This is a genomic window from Paraburkholderia diazotrophica (assembly GCF_900108945.1).
In the GTDB taxonomy this organism is placed as follows: Bacteria; Pseudomonadota; Gammaproteobacteria; order Burkholderiales; family Burkholderiaceae; genus Paraburkholderia; species Paraburkholderia diazotrophica.
Window position 1 is genome coordinate 101,304 of record NZ_FNYE01000015.1, and the last position, 23,026, is coordinate 124,329.

17 protein-coding genes and 1 pseudogene are annotated in these 23,026 nt (G+C 61.6%); 14 read left to right on the forward strand and 4 right to left on the reverse strand.

Annotation, left to right across the window (positions count from 1 at the left end; all coding sequences use genetic code 11):
* Window positions 1-67: 67 nt before the first annotated feature.
* From BMW76_RS20090 to BMW76_RS20100, 3 genes are all read right to left on the reverse strand, one after another.
* The gene (locus tag BMW76_RS20090; RefSeq protein WP_090868177.1) at window positions 68-1,960 is read right to left on the reverse strand and encodes a feruloyl-CoA synthase; all 1,893 of its coding nucleotides are present in this window, start codon (window positions 1,958-1,960) and stop codon (window positions 68-70) included.
* A 124-nt stretch (window positions 1,961-2,084) separates the two neighbouring features.
* Window positions 2,085-3,536 carry an aldehyde dehydrogenase gene (locus BMW76_RS20095; RefSeq protein ID WP_090868179.1) on the reverse strand — a complete coding sequence of 484 codons (1,452 nt, stop codon included), beginning with the start codon at window positions 3,534-3,536 and terminating at the stop codon, window positions 2,085-2,087.
* A 62-nt stretch (window positions 3,537-3,598) separates the two neighbouring features.
* Complete coding sequence (locus tag BMW76_RS20100; RefSeq protein ID WP_090868181.1) at window positions 3,599-4,435, reverse strand: p-hydroxycinnamoyl CoA hydratase/lyase; 837 nt, start codon at window positions 4,433-4,435, stop codon at window positions 3,599-3,601.
* 432 nt (window positions 4,436-4,867) lie between these two features.
* On the opposite strand from BMW76_RS20100, the gene mhpT reads away from it, so the two are divergent.
* From mhpT to BMW76_RS20180, 14 genes and pseudogenes are all read left to right on the forward strand, one after another.
* A complete protein-coding gene (gene mhpT, locus BMW76_RS20110) occupies window positions 4,868-6,112 on the forward strand; it encodes a 3-(3-hydroxy-phenyl)propionate transporter MhpT (RefSeq protein WP_090868185.1) in 1,245 nt (414 codons plus the stop codon).
* A 43-nt stretch (window positions 6,113-6,155) separates the two neighbouring features.
* Window positions 6,156-7,301 (forward strand): porin, encoded by a 1,146-nt coding sequence (locus BMW76_RS20115; RefSeq protein WP_090868187.1) that lies wholly within the window; start codon window positions 6,156-6,158, stop codon window positions 7,299-7,301.
* Window positions 7,302-7,313: 12 nt separating this feature from the next.
* Window positions 7,314-9,023: a tannase/feruloyl esterase family alpha/beta hydrolase gene (locus tag BMW76_RS20120; protein WP_090868189.1), complete on the forward strand. Its 1,710-nt coding sequence runs from the start codon at window positions 7,314-7,316 to the stop codon at window positions 9,021-9,023.
* A gap of 366 nt (window positions 9,024-9,389) precedes the next feature.
* Window positions 9,390-9,781, forward strand: a pseudogene (locus tag BMW76_RS20125) (transposase); the annotation flags it as partial.
* A gap of 965 nt (window positions 9,782-10,746) precedes the next feature.
* On the forward strand, window positions 10,747-11,766 hold the full coding sequence (locus tag BMW76_RS20130) for a LacI family DNA-binding transcriptional regulator (RefSeq protein WP_177200433.1): 1,020 nt from the start codon (window positions 10,747-10,749) through the stop codon (window positions 11,764-11,766).
* Between the two features lie 113 nt (window positions 11,767-11,879).
* Window positions 11,880-13,211 (forward strand): ABC transporter substrate-binding protein, encoded by a 1,332-nt coding sequence (locus tag BMW76_RS20135; RefSeq protein WP_090868192.1) that lies wholly within the window; start codon window positions 11,880-11,882, stop codon window positions 13,209-13,211.
* A gap of 72 nt (window positions 13,212-13,283) precedes the next feature.
* Window positions 13,284-14,240 (forward strand): carbohydrate ABC transporter permease, encoded by a 957-nt coding sequence (locus BMW76_RS20140; RefSeq protein WP_090868193.1) that lies wholly within the window; start codon window positions 13,284-13,286, stop codon window positions 14,238-14,240.
* Window positions 14,237-15,190 carry a carbohydrate ABC transporter permease gene (locus tag BMW76_RS20145; RefSeq protein WP_090868195.1) on the forward strand — a complete coding sequence of 318 codons (954 nt, stop codon included), beginning with the start codon at window positions 14,237-14,239 and terminating at the stop codon, window positions 15,188-15,190. Before BMW76_RS20140 ends, BMW76_RS20145 begins: the two co-directional genes overlap by 4 nt.
* Window positions 15,187-15,381: a hypothetical protein gene (locus BMW76_RS20150; RefSeq protein ID WP_090868197.1), complete on the forward strand. Its 195-nt coding sequence runs from the start codon at window positions 15,187-15,189 to the stop codon at window positions 15,379-15,381. Before BMW76_RS20145 ends, BMW76_RS20150 begins: the two co-directional genes overlap by 4 nt.
* Window positions 15,382-15,384: 3 nt before the next feature.
* Window positions 15,385-16,500: an ABC transporter ATP-binding protein gene (locus tag BMW76_RS20155; protein ID WP_090868199.1), complete on the forward strand. Its 1,116-nt coding sequence runs from the start codon at window positions 15,385-15,387 to the stop codon at window positions 16,498-16,500.
* The gene (locus tag BMW76_RS20160; RefSeq protein WP_090868201.1) at window positions 16,493-17,512 is read left to right on the forward strand and encodes an ABC transporter ATP-binding protein; all 1,020 of its coding nucleotides are present in this window, start codon (window positions 16,493-16,495) and stop codon (window positions 17,510-17,512) included. Before BMW76_RS20155 ends, BMW76_RS20160 begins: the two co-directional genes overlap by 8 nt.
* Window positions 17,509-18,144: a dihydroxyacetone kinase subunit DhaL gene (gene dhaL / locus BMW76_RS20165; protein ID WP_090868203.1), complete on the forward strand. Its 636-nt coding sequence runs from the start codon at window positions 17,509-17,511 to the stop codon at window positions 18,142-18,144. The genes BMW76_RS20160 and dhaL overlap by 4 nt, the downstream gene beginning before the upstream one ends.
* Window positions 18,145-18,157: 13 nt before the next feature.
* Entirely contained in the window at window positions 18,158-19,147 is a 990-nt protein-coding gene (gene dhaK / locus BMW76_RS20170; protein WP_090868205.1) for a dihydroxyacetone kinase subunit DhaK, read from the forward strand.
* Window positions 19,148-20,411: 1,264 nt separating this feature from the next.
* Window positions 20,412-22,064: an MFS transporter gene (locus tag BMW76_RS20180; RefSeq protein WP_090868209.1), complete on the forward strand. Its 1,653-nt coding sequence runs from the start codon at window positions 20,412-20,414 to the stop codon at window positions 22,062-22,064.
* 270 nt (window positions 22,065-22,334) lie between these two features.
* Here BMW76_RS20180 and BMW76_RS20185 read toward each other — a convergent pair whose 3' ends face one another.
* Window positions 22,335-23,015 carry a LuxR C-terminal-related transcriptional regulator gene (locus BMW76_RS20185; protein ID WP_090868211.1) on the reverse strand — a complete coding sequence of 227 codons (681 nt, stop codon included), beginning with the start codon at window positions 23,013-23,015 and terminating at the stop codon, window positions 22,335-22,337.
* Between the last annotated feature and the right edge of the window lie 11 nt (window positions 23,016-23,026).

The following is a 23,026-nucleotide window of genomic DNA, read 5'->3' on the forward strand; positions in this document are numbered from 1 at the left end:
GTCTGCTGCTGTCGTGGAAGACGCCATGTTACCGCGTCGTTCGGCCGATCCACCGTGCCCGGCGCTTTCATAACCTGCAATGCGACGCGTAGATCACGGCAGCATCGTGGCGCTGCGCATCGTGCATTGCCTCAACCAGCTTTGCGCGATGCGTCAACACGGCCTGCTGGTTGATCGATCCTTTGTCGGTGATCTCGCCGAGGTCGAGCGACGGCGCGACATCGAGCACTCGAAGGCGTGCAATCGCCGTCGCGCTGCCCGTCGAATCGCGGTTCAGCCGGTCAAGCAGGTCAGCGAAGAATGCGCGCACGGCGGGTGCGCCGATGATCTCCAATGCGCTCGCGGACGTAGTCAATTGTGCGAGCCGTCGGCAATCATCGAGTCGCGGAAAAACGAGCAGCCCGACGTCGTCGCGATTCAGGCCGGTCACGACCACATCCTGCACATAAGGCGCACCCGCTGAAATGACCCTTGCACGCATCGGTCCGACGCTCACGAAGGTGCCGGAACTGAGTTTGAAATCTTCGGCGATGCGCCCGTCGAACATCAGGCCGAGTTCCGGCCGTTGCGGATCGACGAACTTCAAGGCGTCGCCGCTGCAGTAATAGCCCTCGTCATCGAACGGAGCGGCCGCCTTCGAATCGTCCGCTCTCCAGTAACCGGGCATCACATGCGGGCCGCGAAAGCGCGCTTCGAGTTTGCCCGACACAGGCGCCAGCTTCACTTCGCAGCCGGGCGCCGGCACGCCGACGTAGCCCGCACCGAGTACGGGGCCAGTCGTGAACAGACACGACGGCGACGTCTCCGTCATGCCGAGGCCCGCCATGATGCGGATACGCTCGCCGCAAAAGCGCTCGGTGACGCGTTGCAGACGATCCCACGCCGCTTGCGAAAGTCCCGCGCCCGCGAAGAAATACACCTTCACGCGCGAGAAGAACGTCTCGCGCAACTGCGCGTCAGTTTCTAGAGCGCTCGTCAGTTCTTCCCAACCCTTTGGCACGTTGAAGTAGATGGTCGGAGCGATGTCCCGCAGATTGCGCAGTGTTTCGTCGAACTTCTTCCCGACGGGCTTGCCGTCGTCGATATACAGCGTGCCGCCGTTGTAGAGTGCAATGCCGACGTTGTGGCTGCCGCCGAACGTATGATTCCACGGCAGCCAGTCGACCAGCACAGGCGGTTCGACGGCGAACTCGGGAAACGTGTCGAGCAGCATCTGCTGATTGCTGCACAACATACGATGGGTCGTCGGCACGGCTTTCGGTAGCATCGTCGAGCCGGACGTGAAGAGGAACTTCGCTATTGCATCGGGATCGATCGCCTCGTGCGCGGCATCGACCGTCGTGGGTACCGTGGCGAGCAGTTCCGCTAGCGGCGTAGCGTTGCGTCCTCCGCTCGGACCGGAAGCTGTGACCAGTTCGATGCCGTCGGCAACGGTTGCGTCGATTGCTTTGGCGAACTTCTCGCCTTCGGTCGCGAACACGAGGCCCGGTGTGAGCAGATCGAGCGTATGACGCAGCTTGCCGTAGTCGCTGGATACGAGCGAATATGCAGCCGAAATGGGCGCGTAGGGCACGCCCGCCCACATCGCGCCGAGCGCGACCATCATGTGTTCGAGATCGTTGCCCGAAAGAATCACGACGGGTCGCCCGGCCGACAGGTTGCGATCGAGCAGCGCCTGTCCGATCGCGCGTGCGTGCGTGAGCATCTGCGCATAGCTGATGCCTTGCCATTCGCCGTGGGCGCTGCGGCGAGCGACCAGCCATCGGTCAGGATGCGCCTGCGCACCGCTCGCGAGCCGGTCCGTCAAGCGCTTCGGATAGGCGCCGGGCGCGGCGCCCGACTCCATGTACCAGACGTCGTGCTCGCGGCGCACGCGAACGGGCGCCGAACCGATCAGCACCGCGCGATACGGCGTGGATGTTTCTCTGTCGGCACCGGGTTGCGTCGGCTGGGAATTCACCTTGTTGTCTCCTGTGTGGGCTCGCTCGCGCGGCAGGCCAGAGCCCGGCGCGAGGTCTTCGCCTGATGCGAAGCATGCCCGAATTCGATTCGTATGCGTGAATGGCCTTCTTGCGCCGGCGAAGTCAGATCGGGTAGTGACGCGGGCCCGTCTGTATCGTGATCCAGCGCAGATCGGTGAATTCCGCAATCGACGCCTTGCTGCCGAAGCGGCCGTATCCGCTGCTCTTCACGCCGCCGAACGGCATCTGCGCTTCGTCGTGCACAGTCGGGCCGTTGATATGGCAGATGCCAGATTCGACACGCTTCGCCACCTGCATTGCGCGCGCAATGTCGCGGCTGAACACGGCCGCCGACAAGCCGAACTCGCTGTCGTTCGCGACCCGTATCGCTTCGTCGTCGCTATCGACGCGCAGCACGGTCACCACGGGCGCGAAAGATTCCTCCGCATACAGCCGCATCTCGGGGCGCACGTCATCGACGATCGTCGGTTGCATGATCGCACCATCTGTCGGGCCGGCCGTGTGGATTGTCGCGCCGTGATCGCGGGCGTCCTGCACGAGCGCCGTTGCGCGCTGTGCGGCCTGCACGCTCACCATCGCGCCGAGTACGGCGCCGGGCGCAGTCGGTTCTGCCGCGACCAGCTTGCGCGCTTTGTCGGCGAGCTTGTCTACGAGCGCATTCGCAATGGCGCGATGCGCGATCACCCGTTCCGTCGACATGCAGATCTGCCCCTGGTTGAAGAACGTGCCGAACGCGATGGCTTCGATGGCCGCGTCGAGATCCGCGTCATCGAGCACGAGTACGGGCGCCTTGCCGCCGAGTTCGAGCAACGCGGGCTTCAGGTGCTTCGCCGCATGCATCGCGATGATGCGGCCGACGTGCGTCGAGCCCGTGAAGTTCACGCGCCGGACGGCGGGATGCGCGATCAGCCGCTCGACGATAGCGGGTGCATCGTCGGGCGCATTCGTCACGACGTTGATCACGCCGTCGCCGAGACCGGCTTCCTGCAACACGCTGCCGATCATCCGATGAACCGCCGGACACGCTTCCGACGCCTTGAGGACGACCGTGTTGCCGCACGCGAGCGGCATCGCGACTGCACGTGTGCCGAGGATCACGGGCGCATTCCACGGCGCAATGCCGAGCACCACGCCGCACGGCTGACGCACGGCAAGGGCAAGGTTGCCGGGCATATCGGTGGGCACGACGCTTCCGTCGATCTGCGTCGTCATCGCGGCGGCTTCGCGCAGCATGTTCGCCGCCAGATGCACGTTGAAGCTGTACCAGTTCGCCATTGCACCCGTTTCCGCCACACCTGTTTCGATGAACGCGCTCGTTCGCGCATCCATGATGTCAGCTGCCTTCAGCAGGCGCATACGACGCTCCGTGGGCGACAGAGCCGACCATGCGGGGAAAGCCGCTGCGGCGGCTTCGACTGCCGCATCCGCGTCGGCGAGCGTGGCCGCGGGTGCGCGCGAGGCCAGTTTGCCCGTCGCGGGATTCAGGCGTTCGAACGTCGCGCCGTTCGGGGCGAGGCGGTCCTTGCCGCCAATCAGCATACTCACTTCCGTCACGATGACTGTCTCCTTTGTTCTATCGCACGCCCGGGGCGATGAAAGGCCGGGCGTCCCGGGTGTCAGTCGGCGCGTTTGTACGTCTGCAGTCCGGGCTTGATCGACTTCTGGTCGAGGAACTGCCGCAGTCCTTCTTCACGCCCGTTCTCGGGATCGCGCAGTTGCGCCTGATCGAGCTTGGCGTACAGATAGTCCTCGTTCTGTTCCCACGTCAGTTCACGGCAGCGTTTGAAACCATGCTTCGCGACGCGCAGCACGACGGGATTCTTTTCGAGCAGCTTCGCGGCGAGAGCCATCGTCTCCGCGCGCAGCTGCTCGCGCGGCACGCTCCTGTTGACGAGGCCCATCGCGGCGGCTTCCGTCCCGGTGAACGTTTCACCCGTCATGATGTAGTAGAGCGCCTGACGATGCCCGACGGTATCGGCCATTGCCTTGCTGACGAGATTGCCCGGCGGAATGCCCCAGTTGATTTCGGAGAGGCCGAACACGGCTTCGTCGGCGGCAATCGCGAGATCGCATGCGACCAGCGGCGAGAAACCGCCGCCGAAGCACCAGCCGTTGACCATGGCGATGGTCGGCTTCGAATACATGCGCAGCAGCTTCCATTGCCACTGGCACGCATCGCGCCGGATTTTTTCCTGCAGGATTTCCGGCCCAGCGTCGACTTCGCGGAAATACTCCTTCAGGTCCATGCCCGCCGTCCATGCGTCGCCCGCGCCCGTGAGGACGAGTACCTGTGCGTCGGCGTCGAGTTCCAGCGTTTCGAGCACCTGCACCATCTCGCTGTTGAGCGTCGGGCTCATCGCGTTGCGCTTCTCCGGGCGATTGAACGTCACCCACGCGATGCCCTCTTGCACTTTAACGTCGACCGTCTTCCAGCGATCCTCATAACTTGCCATGTTCGTAGCTCCAGCGCGCCTTGCGCGCATCAATGGTTGCGATGTTTCTGAAGTCACCCGATACGCTTCATCTTGTATCAGGTAGCCTGATACGAAGTCTATTATCAAGCTGCCTGATAAACAATCTTCTGTTCGTCGGTGAAAACCCCTGGTTGCGGAACTGGGCGGCAAAGCTTCGAGCGGCAATTTACGCACGGAGCGCGTTCGTGCGGCGCTCACAGGGCAACATGCGCACCGAATGCCTGCACGTCCTGGGGTATTCACCAAAGACATTAACCTTGCGTTGTCAGGTGCCCTGATATTAAATGCGCTCCATCGCGACGATGGCCAGCGTGTTCTCACGAACGCGCTTTTCTTCGGCCTTTATGTCAGGTTGCCTGATATAAAGCTGCTGAAATCGTTCGAGAACCGACACAACAACAGGTGACAGAGATGAAATCCACGAGAACTGCACTGCCAGGAGACAGCATCACGACGCAGCCCGCCGCGAGCACAGGCGTATTCATGACATTGAGCCTCTGTTTCGCGATCGCTCTGCTCGAAGGGTTGGACCTGCAATCCGTCGGCGTCGCGGCGCCGCGCATGGCGCGTGAATTCGGACTGACCGTTGCGCAGATGGGGATCGCGTTCAGCGCCGGCACCTTCGGACTTCTGCCGGGTGCGATGTTCGGAGGGCGCCTCGCCGACCGCATCGGACGCAAGCGTGTGCTGATCCTGTCGGCATGCGTCTTCGGCCTGCTGTCGATCGCGACGGCGATGGTGTCGAGCTTCAGCATGCTGGTGATCGTACGCGTGCTGACGGGCATGGGACTTGGCGGCGCGTTGCCGAACCTGATTGCGCTGTCGTCGGAGGCGGTGTCGCCGAAAGCGCGCAATACGGCCGTGAGCGTGATGTATTGCGGCATTCCGTTTGGCGGCGTGATCGCATCGATCATTGGAATCATCAGCATCGGCGACACGGACTGGCGGCATATCTTCTATGTCGGCGGCGCGGGGCCACTGGTGCTCGTGCCGTTGCTGATCGCTTTCCTCCCTGAATCCAGTGCGTTCCGAAAAGCATCGCGTGGAGCGAACGCGCAACCGTCGCCCGTCGGCGAAGTGCTGTTCGGCGCGAATCGCGGTCTGTCCACTCTGCAAATCTGGATCAGCTACTTCTGCACGCTGATCGTCCTCTACTTCCTGCTCAACTGGCTGCCGTCGCTGATGGCGGCGCGCGGTCTCGCGCGTGCGGAAGTCGGCTATGTGCAGATCTTCTTCAACATCGGCGGCGGCCTGGGCGCGCTCTTCATCGGCATGTTGATGGACCGGCTGCGCGGCGGCGTGGTCGTGTCGGGCATGTACCTCGGCATCATCGCGTCGCTCGCGGCCTTGTCGGTTGCGCCGGGTTTCGCGGAGCTTGCCGTTTCGGCTTTCTTCGCCGGGATGTTCGTGATCGGCGGCCAATCGGTGCTCTATGCGCTCGCCGCCGTGTTCTACCCCACGACGATGCGCGGCACGGGCGTCGGCGCCGCGGTGGCGGTGGGCCGCATCGGCTCCGTGGTCGGGCCGCTCGCGGCAGGGCAGTTGCTGGCGATGGGCCGCAGTTCGTCGACGGTGATCGGCGCGAGCATCCCCGTCACGCTGATCGCCGCCGTCGCCGCGCTGCTGCTGATCCGCCGTCCGCGTGCGGCGGACTGAATCCCCTTTTCGATAACAACACACGACGTTTGGAGACAACGAGATGCACGCATCAACGATCCGGCTTTCCCTGTGCGGCGCGCTCTGCGCGTTCGCGACGAGCGCCTTTGCGCAATCGAGCGTCACGCTGTACGGCATCATCGATACGGGCATCGAATACGTGTCGCATGCGAATGCCGCCGGCGACCACGTGTTCCGTATGCCTGCTGTGACAGGCGAATTGCCGTCGCGCTGGGGATTGCGCGGCGTTGAAGATCTGGGTGGCGGCTATAGCGCGGTATTCACGCTCGAAAGCGGTTTCAACGTCCGCGACGGCAGTTCGGGACAGGGCGGCCGGTTGTTCGGGCGCCAGGCGTTTGTGGGCCTCAAGAGCGCGACGTACGGCACGGTCGCGTTCGGCCGGCAATACACGATGACCTACCTCGCGTTGCAGGGCGCCGACATCATCGGGCCGGACATCTACGGCATGGGGTCGCTCGATGCATACGTGCCCAACGCGCGCGCCGACAATGCCGTGACCTACATGGGCAGCTACAAGGGCTTCACGCTGGGCGCGGGCTATTCATTCGGACGCGATTCGGCCGGTACGGGCAACTCGCCGGGGCAGGGCACGTGCACGGGCTCGGTACCCGGTCACGCAACCGAGTGCCGCGACTGGTCGGTGATGCTCAAGTACGACGCGCAGTACTTCGGCATTGCTGCGTCGTACGAAGAGCAGCGCGGCGGCACCAATGCAGCCGCCAACTTCTTCGATGGCGTGGCACCCACGCCACTCACCAACGCCGCCGACAAGGATGCGCGCACGCACGTCAGCGCGTATGCGCAATACGCCGGCATGAAGCTGGGCGCGGGCTGGCTTGGGCGTCGCGTGGTGACCGATTCACCCGCTGTGCCGAATGTGCGTTCGGACCTCTTCTTCATCGGCGCGTCGTATCTCGTGACGCCCGCGTTTCTCATCGACGGCGAAGTCTTTCGCATCGTCAACAGCGACCACGATACGCGCGCGACGATGGGTACGCTGCGTACCACTTACCTGCTGAGCAAGCGCTCTTCCGTGTACGCACAGGCCGCGTATCTCGCCAACAGCGCAAAGGCACGCTATTCGGTGAGCGGCGGCGGTGGCGGCACGACGCCCGGCGCGGGCATGGGACAGACGGGCGTGATGGTCGGCATCAAACACACGTTTTAGGAGATATCGGGGATGAAGAAGTCTGCGATTGCTGTATGCGTGTCGGCCACGCTCGCCGCCTGCGGAGGCTCGTCGAACACCACTTCGTCGGCGCTGCCGCAGTTGAGCGCCGCGACACCTGCGACGCTCATCGGGAGTTGCGCGGCGCTCGCCGCGAAGCTGTCGTTCGCGAACACGTCGTTCACGTCCGTGACAGATGTGCCCGCAGGCACGCTGAAGGTGGCGGGCAAGCCGATTGCCGGGCATTGCGTGATCGAGGGGCAGATGAACCAGCGCGTGAGCCCCGTCGACGGAAAGACGTATGCGATCGGCTTCGAGATGCGTCTGCCCATCGCGTGGAATGGCCGCTTCTTCTATCAGGCCAATGGCGGGCTCGATGGCAACGTCGTGACGGCGACGGGCGAAATCGGCGGTGGCGGTCCGCTCAACGATGCGCTCAATATGGGCTTTGCTGTCATCAGCTCGGACGCGGGACATGCGTCGGCACAGAATCCGCTATTCGGTCTCGATCCGCAGGCACGCATCGATTACGGCTACAACGCCGTCGCGACGCTCACGCCGATGGCGAAGCAGACGATCAGGACGGCCTATGGCAAGGCGCCCGATCGCAGTTACTTCGACGGTTGCTCGAACGGCGGCCGGCACGCGATGGTCGCTGCCGCGAGATCATCGGCGCAGTACGACGGCATCATTGCAGGCGATCCCGGCTTTCATCTGCCGAAGGCAGCGATTGGCGAAATGTGGGGCGCGCAGCAGTTCGCCAAGGTTGCTACCGCGACCACATCGACCGGCTTGCCCGACATCACGACCGGCTTTACGGCAGCGGAGCGGCATCTGGTGGCGTCGCGGATCATTGCGAAGTGCGATGCACTCGACGGCGTGACAGATGGCATGGTGCAGGACATCAAGGCATGTCAGGCGAACTTCAGTCTCGCCAATGACGTGCCGACGTGTTCCAGCAACGTGCGCGACGGCACCTGTCTGACGGCTGCACAGAAGGATGCGATCGGCAATGTGTTCTCGGGGGCGCGCAACAGCGCGGGCACGGCGCTTTATGCGAGCTTCCCGTATGACGTCGGCGTAAACGGCGCGAACTGGGCGCAGTGGAAGCAGAGCAACTCGATCACGCTCGATCCTGCCGCCGCCGCATTCACGTTCACGACCCCGCCGCAAAGTGCATCACTGCTGAGCGGGTTGTCTTCGTATGCGCTGAACTTCAGCATGGACAACGACGCGCCGAAGATCTTCGCGACGAGCGGCGTGTACGCGGAATCGTCATGGTCGTTCATGGCCCCGCCCGACGAGACCAATCTCAGCGCATTGAAGCAGCGTGGCGCAAAGCTGATCGTCTATCACGGCACGAGCGACCCGGTGTTTTCATCGAACGATACGGCCAACTGGTATCAGCGGCTGATGGCCGCGAACGGCGGCGATGCGAGCAACTTCGCGCGGCTGTATACGGTAGCGGGTATGAACCATTGCTCGGGCGGCCCTACGGCAGACCAGTTCGATATGTTGACGCCGATGATTGCATGGGTCGAGCAGGGCAAGGCACCTGACAGCGTGATCGCGACGGCGCGCGACGCCAGCAACGCGATACCGAACAGCGAAGTGCCTGCCGACTGGGGTGCGGGGCGTACGCGGCCGCTTTGCCCGTATCCGAAGGTTGCGCGTTACAAGGGCGGCGGCGTTAACTCGGCGGCGAGCTTTTCGTGCAGCTGAAGGTGAGTGACGCGAGGCGAAGAAGCCGGGTGCATCCGGCTACGCGCCTCGCGTGATGTTCGAGCGATGTCCTCCAACTTTTTCATGTCATCAGGCGGCTGGCCGTCGGCCACGTGGAGATCGATAATCACGGCTTCACCATCCTCGGTCGGCAAGGGCACGGTTGCCGCGATGGCGACTACTCAACAGGTAGCTCTTTCCTTCTTTCTGAATCTCCGGCGCGAAGCGTTCCCCTAGACAGGTCTATGACCTCGTTGCCGAAGGTGCCGCTGATTAGAGAGGTGGCTCCGGAGATTCGGACAGTTCATTGAGTGGAAAAGGCGGGGCGTGAGTCGGTCATAATGGCCGGCGACAAGGGACCAGAAGATGACGAAACGAAACCGACGGACACACTCACCGGCATTCAAAGCAAAGGTGGCACTAGCGGCGCTCAAGGGCGACAAGACGCTGGCAGAGTTGGCCCAGCAATTTGATGCCTATCCGAACCAGATCACGGACTGGAAAAAGCAGTTGCAGGAGCGGGTTGCGGATGTGTTCGACGCGGGCAACGCGACCCCAACTGCACCGCCAATCGACGTGAAGGTGTTGCACGCGAAGATCGGACAGTTGACGTTGGAGAACGATTTCTTAGAAAGCTCGCTCAGCAAGGCGGGACTGCTGGGCGTAAAGCGATGATCGATCGTGATCACGCCCTGCCGGTGACGCAGCAGGCCCGGCTGTTAGGCATAAGCCGCTCGAGTGCCTATTATCAGTCGCGTGGGGCTAATTTCACGCTTCCGGTCCCGAAGGCGCTTCACCTAATCGCATGCGTCTAGTAGCCTCAGCCTCTGATCTCGCGGTGGGTGGCTAGGTGCTCCATGAAGAGTGGATCAAGGCATTCTGCAAGAGTGCCGCTGAGACAATCATGACCTTGAGGGTTCGAGGCATCGTCTCTACCGATCGCCTTCCAATTTCCCGGGAGTGATTGGTTGAATTTGCGAGGCACTGCCTGATTTCGCTCGCGTTCGGACGATCAGGGAGCTTGCCGATCTCGGGGTCGGCTGAGCAATTGTCGCCGAGCGGAAGTTCGGAAGTTTGGAAGTTCGCCTTCCCGCATTACGGCTCATTCGTTTCTAACCGCGCACTTCCATGGCGGCCATCATACTGGCACAGACTGCCCAATGATATGACCCTATATAATTCCGCCGCTCCAGACATGGCTAGGCGCGGTAGGTGCGAAGTTGTGTTCCGAAAACGACATCAGCCGAATAAGATTGGCGGACTAAGTGTGCAGTTTTGCTGGTTTGGCAAGGGGGAACGCATTTGCGCTCACCGGCGTCGCCACTGGAAGGTGAAGTGCGTAGTTTTTTGTATGCACAGGATAGCTCTCGACATTCAACAACGCCCGCACTGTTTCGCACGCGCTCGTTTTAGAAAACGTATCTGACTCATGCCGTATCGGAGCGCCATACGATAAGGATGACGAATTGATTGGATGACGATATGTGATTAGCCGTCTTGCCATTTCAATCCCGTTCCTCCATCGAGAACGTCATCTGAATCGATGCTCTCAACGCGATCGGTTATGCCGAAAGAGCAGCGACAGTAAGCGCATACAGAGAATCTGTCCGGCGCCCGCCAGAAAAAAATGACGCATTTAAAGCCATAAAAAAGCTTGCATTTCAGACGCGGAAAACTATCTTGAGTTAACAAAACGACTCTTTGCCAGCGCTGGAGGAGACCCATGCCGGCCACACGTATGATGATTGCGCGTCGTGCCGGCGTCAGCGTCGCTACGGTGGACCGTGTGCTTCGCGACGACCACGGAGTACGCCCCGAAACAGCCGAACGCGTTCATCTCGCGCTTGCGACGCTGCGAGATGAGCGCGCGAGCCGCGGCCGGCCCGCGAAAACCACTTCGTTCCGGGTCGCGTTCGTCTTACCGCAAATCAACTCCCGCTTTCTCGATCAGGTCGAGCGCGATATCGCGCTCTCGGCTAGTTTTTTTCGCGAGCATCGTCTCGTCCCGTCGTTTTATCGTTGCGACCTGTCCACCCAGCGAGACGCGACGGCGCTCGCCCAGCAACTGATCGACTACGACGCGCTTGTGCTCGTGCCGCTCGATTACCCGTGGATCGAGCGGATGATTCAGGACATGACCGATGCAAATGTGCCCGTCGTGACGGTTTTTTCGGATTTGCCGTCGAGTGCGCGCGCTGCGTACGTTGGCGTGGATAACCGCATCGCTGGACGAACAGCGGGGCTGCTGATGGGGCGCTTTGTCGGCTCTCGCATTGGCACGGTTGCCGTGCTGTCGGCATCGTCGCGTCTGCACGATCAGCTTGAGCGGCGCACTGGCTTCTCCCAGGTTCTCGAAGAGGACTTTCGCAACCTGCGCTGGCTGACCGAGCCCGATTTCGCCGAAGACGACGACAGCGCCGGTCTTGCCGTGCAAGGACTGATCGCCGGACACCCGGATCTCGTCGGCGTGTACGTGACGGGCGGCGGCATTTCCGGCATCGCGGCGACGTTGCAGGAATCGGGCGACAAGGCGCGCGTCGTACTGATCGGCCACGAGTGCACGGCCGACACGCGGGTCCAACTATCAGAGCGGGCAATCGACGTCATCCTCGATCAGGACGTGCGCGGCATCGTCCATTGGGCGGGGCTCGCCGCCATCAACTTTCTGAACGACGTGCGCGGTGTGCTCGCCATCCCGACGCCCGAAACCCGTATTTATCTTCGTGAGAATGCGCATGCCTGAAGCTCGCGACACGCGGACGGTTCGCTGAGTCCGCCAGAGCCGAATACAGCGTCCGGCGCATGGGCGCTGACTGTCATCAGGTTGGAGACCCGACAGAGACAAGGAGAAGACACATGTTACGTCTTACGTCAGCAAGGGTAATCGCGGCGGTCCTGGCGTCGGTGGGACTAAGCTTCGGATCGGCAGCGCACGCGCAAGGCAAGCAGTTGACGCTATGTTGGGCAGCATGGGACCCGGCCAATGCGCTCGTCGAATTGTCGAAAGACTTTACGGCAAAAACCGGTATTGCAATGAAGTTCGAATTCGTGCCGTGGACGAGCTACGCAGACCGCTTTCTCAACGAACTGAATTCCCATGGAAAGCTATGCGATCTCATCATCGGCGATAGTCAGTGGATCGGTGGTGCTGCTGTCAATGGACACTACGTGAAGCTGAACGACTTCTTCGACAAGAACAGGATATCGATGAAGGACTTCGTGCCGGCGACCGTCGTAGGCTATGCGGAATGGCCGAAGAACTCGCCGAATTATTGGGCGCTGCCTGCGATGGCGGATGCCGTGGGGTGGACGTACCGCAAAGACTGGTTTGCACGACCTGAGCTGCGCGCCGAGTTCAAGCAGAAGTACAAGCGTGAACTCGAACCGCCGACCACGATGGACGAGCTCAGGCAGACAGCCGAGTTCTTTCAGGGACGCAAGATCGACGGAAAGACTGTGTATGGCGTGTATATCTTTACGGAACGCGGCTCGGAAGGGATCACAATGGGCGTGACCAACACGCTCTACAACTTTGGCTTCGAATACCAGGATCCAAAGAAGCCGTATCACCTCGACGGCTTCGTGAACTCACCGGGTGCCGTCAAGGGGCTCGAATTCTATAAGGCGCTTTACAAGTGCTGCACGGCGCCCGGCATGACGAACGCCTACATGCAGGAAGGACTCGATGCCTTCAAGTCGGGGCAGGTCGCGATGCAGATGAACTGGTTCGCGTTCTTCCCTGGACTGTACAAAGACCCGAATGTCGGCGGCGACAAGATCGGCTTTTTCGTCAATCCAAAGGAAGTGCAGCAGTTCACGCAGCTTGGCGGGCAAGGCATTTCAGTGGTGTCGTATTCGGATCACAAGGCAGATGCGCTCGAATACATCAAGTGGTTTGCGCAGCCCGACGTACAGAAGAAATGGTGGCAGCTCGGTGGCTATTCCGCGGCGAAGTCAGTCGTGGATGCGCCGGACTTTCCGAAAAGCGCGCCATTTGCGCCCGCGTTCCTGAAATCGATGTCGATCGTGAAGGACTTCTGGGCCGAGCCTGCCTATGCCGAGTTGCTGCTCGACATGCAAAAGCGCGTGCACGACTATGTGGTTGCCGACAAAGGCAACGCGAAAGAAGCACTCGATCTGCTGGTCAAGGACTGGAACAAGGTCTTCAAGGCGGAAGGGAAGAACTAAAGTAAAGAGACATGAACGCGCGGACCGGCGGGCCGACCGATCTTGCCGATCCGCGCAGAAAAGGAGTCGGGCATGTTGGCAAACAAGCCTTTTCCTCCGGAAGGGTTGCAGGCGAAACCCCAGACGCGCGCGGCCGCGCGCCTGCACGGATTGTCTGACCGGACTATCGCGTGGCTGTTCATTCTTCCGACTATCGTGCTGCTGCTCGCAATCAACATCTTTCCGTTGATCTGGGCATTGCGGCTGTCGTTCACGAACTTCAAGTCGAACATGCCGAGCGTGCCCGCGCGGTTTGTCGGCATTGGCAACTACACGGACATCCTCACCGACGAAGACATCTGGTACGCGATGCAGGTGACGGCGCGCTTCGTGTTCTGGTCAGTCGGGCTCGAAGTTCTGCTCGGCTTCGGACTCGCGCTGCTGATCAACCGGCAGTTTCGCGGCCATAGTTTCTGGACGACGCTGATTCTGCTGCCGATGATGCTTTCGCCCGCCGTCGTCGGCAACTTCTGGACTTTTCTGTTGCAACCGCAAACGGGCCTGTTCAACGACATCGTCGGTTTCTTTACGGGCATTGCGCCGAATTCATTCCAGATGATCGGCGACGTTCCCCTCGCGCCGTGGACCATCGTGATGGTCGATACATGGATGTGGACGCCATACGTGATGCTGATCTGTCTTGCGGGGCTGCGTTCGATCCCGGACTACATCTATGAAGCAGCCGAAGTAGACCGTGCTTCGCCGTGGCGGCAGTTCTGGTCGATCACGCTGCCGATGACGCTGCCGTTCCTGATGCTCGCGATCCTGTTTCGCGGTATCGAGAACTTCAAGATGTTCGACATGGTGAACCTGCTGACATCGGGTGGTCCGGGCTCGGTGACGGAAACCGTGTCGATCACGCTTAAGCGCGCTGCATTCGAGAAGTGGCAGACGGGTTATTCGTCCGCACTCGCGATCATTCTGTTCGTCGTCGTGTTCGGCGCCGCGAACATCTACGTGAAAGCCCTCAACCGGGTGAAACAGCGATGACAGATCTTGCACTTCAACAGTCGGTGGTGGCTGCATCTCCGCGAAGCAAGACGTTTGCCGCAGCCGTCGTAATCGCCTATGCACTGATTGCGACGCTGCCGATCGTCTGGATCATCCTGACCAGCTTCAAGACGCAGGAAGACGCGATTGCGTATCCGCCCGTCGTCCTGTTTCAGCCGTCGATGGAGGGCTACGTGAACCTCTTCACGATCCGCTCGCGGCAGACGCCGGAGTTCATCGCGAGCTTGCCGCCCGCACAGACCTGGTATGACCGCGATGTGCGCAAGCGCAATATGGTGATTGCGGGGCCGTCGAAAGTCTTGCCGCGCTTCGTCAATTCTCTCGTGATCGGCTTCGGCTCGACGTTTCTTGCCGTGTTTCTCGGCACGCTTGCAGCGTATGCCTTCTCGCGCTTCAAGGTCCCGCTCGCCGACGATCTGCTTTTCTTCATCCTGTCTACGCGGATGATGCCGCCCATCGCCGTCGCGATTCCCATCTACCTGATGTACCGCGCGCTCGGCCTGGCCGATAGCTATCTGGGCATGATCGTGCTGTATACGGCAGTGAACGTTTCGCTGGCGGTGTGGCTGCTCAAGGGGTTCATCGATGAAATTCCGCGTGAGTACGAGGAAGCTGCACTCGTCGACGGATACACGCGCCTGCAGGCTTTCGTCAAGGTCGTGCTGCCGCAAGCGATTACGGGCATCGCAGCGACGGCCATCTTTTGCCTGATCTTCGCCTGGAACGAGTACGCATTTGCGTTGCTGCTGACAAGCGGCGACGCGCAAACGATGCCGCCGTTCATTCCGTTCATCATTGGCGAGGGCGGCCAGGACTGGCCGGCTGTCGCGGCCGCCACGACGCTGTTCGTGCTGCCCATCCTGATCTTTACAGTCGTGTTGCGCAGGCACCTGTTGCGCGGCATCACCTTTGGAGCGGTGCGCAAATGAAACTCCAACCGACCATACCGCGCCGTCGCCTTTTCCGCAGGCGCTATTGTGAGGGCGCATCGACCGTGCTCATCGGCATCGGCATCGCGATGCTCGTCCAGCCATTCGCCGTCGATCTCTACACATGGTCGTTTCCCGTGATTCTGGTGGGCGCGCTGGCTTTCGTCGTGACCAGTCACTTTCCGGAGTGAGCCATGTCGACGATCGCTTTGTCGAATCTTCATAAACGCTTCGGCGACTTCACGGCCGTGCGTGATACGAATCTCACTGTCAGCAACGGTCGTTTCGTCGTGTTGCTCGGACCTTCCGGCTGCGGCAAGACGACGACATTGCGCATGATCGCGGGGCTCGAACTGCCGACTTCGGGCCGTATCCTGATCGACGGAGAGGATGTGACGGGATTGCGGGCCCGGCAACGCGACATTGCGTTTGTGTTCCAGATGTTCGCGCTCTATCCGCATATGACAGTGCGTAACAACATCGCGTTTCCGCTGAAGAACGAGGGCATTACGCGCCTTGAAATAGCGTCCCGCGTCGATGCGGCTGCGCGCATGTTGCGGATCGAAAGTCTGCTTGGACGAAAGACGGGCGGGTTGTCAGGCGGCGACCGGCAACGCGTCGCGTTGGGGCGCGCGATCGTGCGGCATCCGAAGGCGTTTCTGATGGACGAGCCGCTCGGCACGCTCGACGCGGACTTTCGCGAGCTGATGTGCCTGGAATTGCGCAAGCTGCACAACGCGCTCAATGCAACGACTGTCTATGTCACACATGATCAAAGAGAAGCGATGGCGATGGCCGACGACATCGTCGTGATGAATGGTGGCGAAGTACTGCAATCGGCGTCGCCGCATGAGATCTATCACTTTCCCGCGACCGTGTTCGTCGGCAGTTTCATCGGCAGCCCGCCGATGAATTTTCTGGCCGTGGACGGCGGCGTCGACGCGGGCGCGGAATCGGTATCGCTGGGCGGGATGGCCGTGTCCGTGCCGCGCACCGATGCGTCTGCTGCGAAAGCGCTGCTGGGCGTGCGGCCCGAGCATGTCGTGATCGACGAGCGCGGTGCGGTGCGCGGACGTGTGATCGCCGACGAGTATCTCGGCTCACATCAGATCCTGGTCGTCGAAACAGCGCTCGGCGTTGTGCGTGTGAGAGTCGGGAAGGACGATGGGCGGGCGGCGGGATCGCAGGTCGGGCTGTCGTTTCGCAGGGAGCGCACGCTTCTGTACGACGCAGCGAGCGGCAAGCTGCTGCCCGGCGCTGCGCGTCAGATGGCCGTCAATGGAAACGGCAACGGAGGCGCTCATGTCTGATATCCGCTTGAATGGAGTGACGAAGCGATTCGGCGAAATCGTTGCAGTAGATGATGTATCGATCGACGTGAAGGAGGGGGAGTTCGTCGTGTTGCTCGGCCCGAGCGGCGCGGGCAAGACCACCACGTTGCGGCTCATCGCCGGTCTCGAACGGCCCGACGATGGCCAGATCTTCATCGGCGGTGAAGCTGCGACGGATATGCATCCCGCGGACCGCGACGTCGCCTTCATTTTTCAGCAGTATTCGCTGTATCCGCATCTGACCGTATTCGGCAACCTGGCGTTTCCGTTGCGTTCCCCACGCCGGCGCGTCAGCGAAGCGGAAGTTGCCGCGCGTGTGCAGGCGGTCGCGCAGATGCTGCATATCGAGTCGAAGCTGGGCAACCTCGCGACACGCCTATCGGGCGGCGAGATGCAGCGCGTGGCCATCGGACGCGCACTCGTGCGGCAGCCTAAAGTATTTCTGATGGACGAGCCGCTGTCGTCGCTCGACGCAAAGTTGCGCGAGGAGCTGCGGATCGAACTGAAGCGGCTGCATCGCACGATTGGTGCGACGATCATCTACGTGACGCACGATCAGGTCGAAGCCACGACGCTTGCGGATCGCATCGGCATACTCGAACACGGCCGCATCGTGCAGATGGGCGCGCCGCGCGAGGTGTATGGCAATCCGGCTTCGCTAGGCGCGGCGCAACGTCTCGGCTCGCCGCCGATCAACTTGCTGCCGGCCGGATTGTTCGATCCTTCCGCGATGCCCGCGGGTACGTCGACGGTCGCGATCCGTCCAGAAGATATTGTGCTGCACGCGCCTGATACGCGTGACGTGCTCAACCTTCGCGTGCTCGAGTATTCGCCGCTTCGGCATTTGTTGATTCTGGACCGCGACGGCACCGCAATCGTCGCGACAACGATGACCGAGCGCAACTTCGCGCCAGGGCAAACGGTCGGCGTATCGCTGCCGCCGCGCAGCCTTCTCTATTTCCGCTCCGACGGCAGGAGGATTCCGGCATGAACGGGAAAACGGTCATGGTGTGCATCGAGGCAGCGCATGCCGCGCTGAAAGAACACACCGACGAGATCGCAGTGCTCGATCAGCAGATCGGCGACGGCGATCATATCTTCAACCTGTTGCGGGGCGCCGATGCGCTGTTCGCCATGCGCGCCGACATCGAGGCCGAGGCATTTGCGCCCGCGCTGGAGCTCGCCGCGTCCAAACTGCTGTCGACGGTTGGCGGTTCGTCGGGGCCGTTGTTCTTTTCGTTGCTGCACGGCATGGCGAAGGCATCGGAAAACGCGGGCCCGATGAGCGTCGAGGATGCGGCACGTATCTTCGCGGCAGGTGTCGATGCCGTTACTCAGCGCGGCAAGGCCGGCATCGGCAGCAAGACGATGATGGACGTGCTGATCCCTGTAGCGTCGCGCTTTGCGGAACTGGCTGACGACGACGCGGCTCCGGAAACCGTGCTCGATGCGTTGCCGCAGGTCGCCGAAACGGGCATGCTCGCCACACGCGACATGCTGGCCACAAAAGGACGCGCGTCGTTTCTCGGCGAGCGCTCGCGTGGCCACATTGATCCGGGCGCGCGGTCAAGCCAGTTGATGATCGAGGCGGTGTGCGCGCGGCTCGCGCAGGACAGAGAATGAAAGGAGCGTAGCCATGAAGAAATTTATCAATCACGTCGACGACTTCCTGACCGAGAGCCTCGCTGGGTTCGCCGCCGCGCATAGCGATCTTGTCACACTCAACCAGGAGCCCGTATTCGTTCGGCGCAAGACGCTGAAGACCGGCAAGGTTGCATTGATTTCGGGCGGAGGCTCGGGACACGAGCCTTTGCATAGCGGCTTTGTCGGTTACGGGATGCTGGATGCTGCGTGCCCTGGCCAGGTTTTCACGTCGCCGACGCCCGATCAGATGATGGCGGCCGCCCAGGCCGTCGACACGGGCGCGGGGACGCTCTTCATCGTGAAGAACTATTCCGGCGATCTCATGAACTTCGAAATGGCATCTGAGATGTCGGAGTTGCCGAATGCGATGGTGCTGATCAACGACGATGTCGCAGTCGAAAATTCCAGCTACACGACGGGGCGGCGCGGCGTGGCGGGTGCCGTGATCGTCGAGAAGATGGTGGGCAGCCTTGCAGAAAGTGGCGCTGATCTCGAGCAATGCAAGGCGTTCGGCGACCGGATCAACAAGCATACGGCGTCAATGGGTGTTGCGTTTTCCAGTTGCACGGTGCCCGCGGCGGGCACGCTGACGTTCAAGATCGGCGACGATGAAATCGAGGTGGGCGTCGGAATTCATGGCGAACCTGGGCGGCGACGTGCGCGTTTTGCCGCGGCCGATGCTATTGCGGAAGAACTGCTGACGGCGATCGTCGCTGATCTGAAACCAGGGAGCAACTCGGAGTTGCTGGTCTTGATCAATGGGTTGGGCGGTACGCCGCTCGGCGAACTGTACCTGCTGTTCAATTCCGCGCGTTTATGGTTGCAGCAGCGCGATCTGAAAATCTCGCGCGTGCAGGTCGGTTCGCTAACGACCTCGCTGGAAATGGCGGGTGCGTCGATCAGCTTGTGCGTGTTGGACGATGAAATGACGCGGCATTGGGATAGCCCCGTGCATACGCCGTCGCTAAGGTGGGGGTTGTAGCGGCTACCAGGCTTTGCGCCTCATCGAAAATCGCGCCGATGCTTCTTTGCATCACGCATTGTGCAAAACGGTCGCGGGATGCCGCATGGGAGTGAAGGACATGGCCAATGTCGGTGGTCTGCGACTTGCCTGCCGCTATGGCAGAGGGACATACGCAATGAAGAAACGTCGACTATCCGATTCATTACCGTGGATGAACAACGGAATCGCGCTTCGAGATTTATGTATCTACTCATCGTTCTATGCGCAGAGCGGTTCGAAGTCGGAGAACAATAAAACTCAATCGTGAGTAATTGCTCGCCGAATCGAAAGAAAGTGCGTGACCCCCGTATCGAATGCGAATCGTGAACCCGTATATTACAAAAGACTTAGTAGCCTTTGCCGGGCGATGATATAGGGTAAAGACGTGCGCTTTCTCTTTGCGTACCGGGCCTACCGGCCCTTTGGCGGTTCTTCGGATGCTCCTGTCGTCTCGAACGCCACTCGCGGATTTGCCGCGTTAGCTTCTTCCATACATCCGGTAAAGCCAGAAAGAACGTTCCCGCAACCGGTTCCCCCCGCAGCAGTCGGAGTTGCTGGCAGCGGCCATCCTGGCGCGCGTGCCGGACGCTTCGCCCATTGCGTATGTGAAAGCGGGCGCAAAACCTGAAACCTGATTTCGAATTGAAGGAGTAAGCCATGAAGACAACGTTTCTCGTGCCCGCGGTGGTCGTGGGCGCTTTCTCGTTGGCGGGCGTCGCTCAAGCGCAGGACACGTCCCCGCAGCAAGATGCTCAATCGTCATCGACCACTACCAGCGCCAGCGCATCTTCCAGTGCGTCTCGCGACTCGTCCGGGTATGGTGGTGTATCCGGGAGCAACGGTGCGAGTGGCAATTTGACCCGGTGGGGACAAGGCACGTGTGGCCACCTGCCTCAATGCAACGCTGATAGCGGTCACTAACGCGCAGGTCGATGCTGTGGTTTCGCGGATTGGGGCCGACCCATCCGCGAAATCTTCGTCGCGTTGCTGCCGTTCTGAATATTGTGCGACAGCGATTAGCGAGGCCTACGCGAGGGTGACAGATCGATTGCCGCTTAGTGTCAGACTCAATACGTTCGATGGTTCTTACGCGAGTCTGCGTATAGTGTGCCAACGCACTGACCGGCAGCTTTCTGCAACGGCCAAGCCGCAACTTCCCAAACGCGTTCAGCCCGCACTGAACGGCCGACGGCTTTGCTTGTCCATCACATAGTTGACAGCCCGCAACGAGTGGACACGTCTGATGGCCGATCACGCCGCCCCGCCTCTCCAAAAAACTCGCAACGAGCGGCATGCGTTCGCCGCTCAGGCCGCCCCCTGCGACGGTCTGGCGATTCTCGCGCAACCCGCCGGCGATCGCCCGTGTCACCGCAAGCGGCTCGCCCTCGCAGCGACGATTCTCGGCTCCAGCATGGCCTTCATCGACGGCTCGGTCGTCAACGTCGCGCTGTCGTCGATCCAGAGGGAACTCGGCGGGGACGTCGCGGCGATGCAATGGATCGTCAATGCGTACCTGTTGCTGCTCGGCTCATTGGTGCTGGTGGGGGGAGCGATGGGCGACAAGCTTGGGCGGCGCACGATATTTATTGCGGGCATCGGGTTGTTCACCGCAGCGTCGGTGGCGTGCGGCTTGGCACCCAGCTCCGGCGCGCTGATCGGCGCGCGCGCAGTGCAAGGCGTCGGCGCGGCGCTGCTTGTGCCGGGCAGCCTCGCGATCATCGGCGCGGTTTTCGACGAGCGCGAGCGCGGCCGTGCGATCGGCACATGGGCCGGCGTTGGCGCGGTCATGTCGGCCGTAGGTCCCGTCGCGGGCGGCTGGCTGGTCGATGCATTCTCGTGGCGCGCGATCTTCTATCTGAACGTGCCGCTCGCGGCCGCGACGATCGCGCTCGCGCTGTGGTCGGTACCGGACAGCCGCAACGAAGGTGCCACGCGTCGTCTTGACTGGGCAGGCGCGCTCACGGCGGCTGCCGGGTTCGGCGCGCTCACGTACGGCCTCACGCGCGCCTCCTCGCATGGCTTCAACGATGAAACAGTGATCGGTTCGATCGTCGCCGGAATCCTGGTCTGCGCGGTTTTCATCGCGATCGAAGCGCGCAGCGAAGACCCGATGATGCCGCTCGACGTGTTTCGTTCGCGAGACTTCAGCGGCGCGAACCTCGTCACGTTGCTGCTGTACTTCGGGCTCAGTGGCGCGCTGTTCTTTCTTCCGTTCACGCTGATTCGCGCGCACGGGTACTCGGCGACGGAAGCTGGCGCGGCGCTGTTGCCCTTGCCCGTCGTGATGGGCACTCTGTCGCGCTTCACAGGCGGGCTCGCGACGCGCCTCGGGCCGCGCGCGTTATTGACCGTCGGCCCATTGATCGCGGCTGTCGGCTTCACACTGCTCGCGCTGCCTGCGCTCTTCGAGACGGATCGCGAAACCTACTGGACCAGCTTTTTCCCTGGGCTCGTCGTGCTCGGCCTCGGCATGACGATCACCGTGGCTCCGCTGACAACGACCGTGATGACGGTCGTTCCCGCCACGCGCGCGGGCGTCGCGTCGGGCATCAACAATGCCGTTGCGCGCATCGCGAGCCTGCTGGCAATCGCCGTGCTCGGCATCGTGTTCATGTGGTCGCATGGCGCGGCGCTCGCGATGCGCCTCGAACGGCTGAACATTCCGCCCGACCTGCATCGCACGGGGCAACTGCTCGAACCCGACACGTCGACGCTGGCGGGCGCACACGCCGTGCCCGCGCGCATGCTCGAGGCGCAGGCGGAAGCGATCGATGCGGGCTTGCGAGCGGTTGCGTTGACGTCCGCAGCATGCGCGTTGCTCGGCGCAGCGTGCGCGGCGGCGACGATCCGTGGGCAGAAGAAGAGACAAGGCGAGACTCAGGAGCAGGCAAGATAGCGCGCCGGGCTGGTTCCCGCCGCACCGTGAAAAGTGACAAGAGTCCGGAAACGTGACTTTCAGCCGTCGCCATGTTTCGCCGTTTTCTTTCCATCTGCCTGTCTCTTCGGACAACGCGACCGCCTCTCACTGAAGCCGCGGCACCAGCTTTTCGCCGTTGAAATAGTAGACGCCAAATACCGGTTCGCGCGATAACGGTACGTGCAAATGTTCAACGTTTCCGGCCAGCAACAATCGACTCGATGTGCCTGGCAGGCTTGTCGTGTCTGTCTACACCATGATGAATCCGCGCCGCATTCCGAGCATCACCGCTTCCGTGCGGTTGGTCGCGCCGAGTTTGCCGAAGATGGAGGAGAGGTGAAATTTCACGGTGTTGTCCGAGATGTCGAGTTGCCGCGCGATCTCCTTGTTGCCGAGTCCGTCGGCGAGCATCGCCAGCACTTCGATCTCGCGCAACGTCAACGCTTCGAACGGTTCGCCGGAGGCCGTCTCGCGCGCTGGTTTTCGTTCGGCCAGCAGCTTTGCGAGGATGTCGGGCGACAGCACGCAAAGGCCCGCGGCGACGGCTTCGATCGACGCGACGATTTCGGCCGGCATCGCACTGCGCGGCAGGATCGCCAACGCATCGGCGGGCGGTGCATCGAGAATCCAGTCACTGTCCGTCTCGGCGCTCAACAGGACGAGCGCCGGTGGCGCGTGCGCGAGTTCGAATAACGTCTTGAGCGCGTCGCTCACGTCCGGCTCGATGTCGATCACGACCACATCCGGCACCGAACCGGCGAGGCAATCGACGAGTGTTTCAGCATCGGCTGCACTACCGAGGAACTCAAGTGCCGGGTTCGCCTCGACAAGCGCTTTGACAAGCGTTTGCAGGCTCGTGCGCACCTGCGACGATGCCGCAATCACCGCGACCCTCACGGGCGCCATGTGTACCCTCTGTCCATTCGACATTTCGCCGCTTC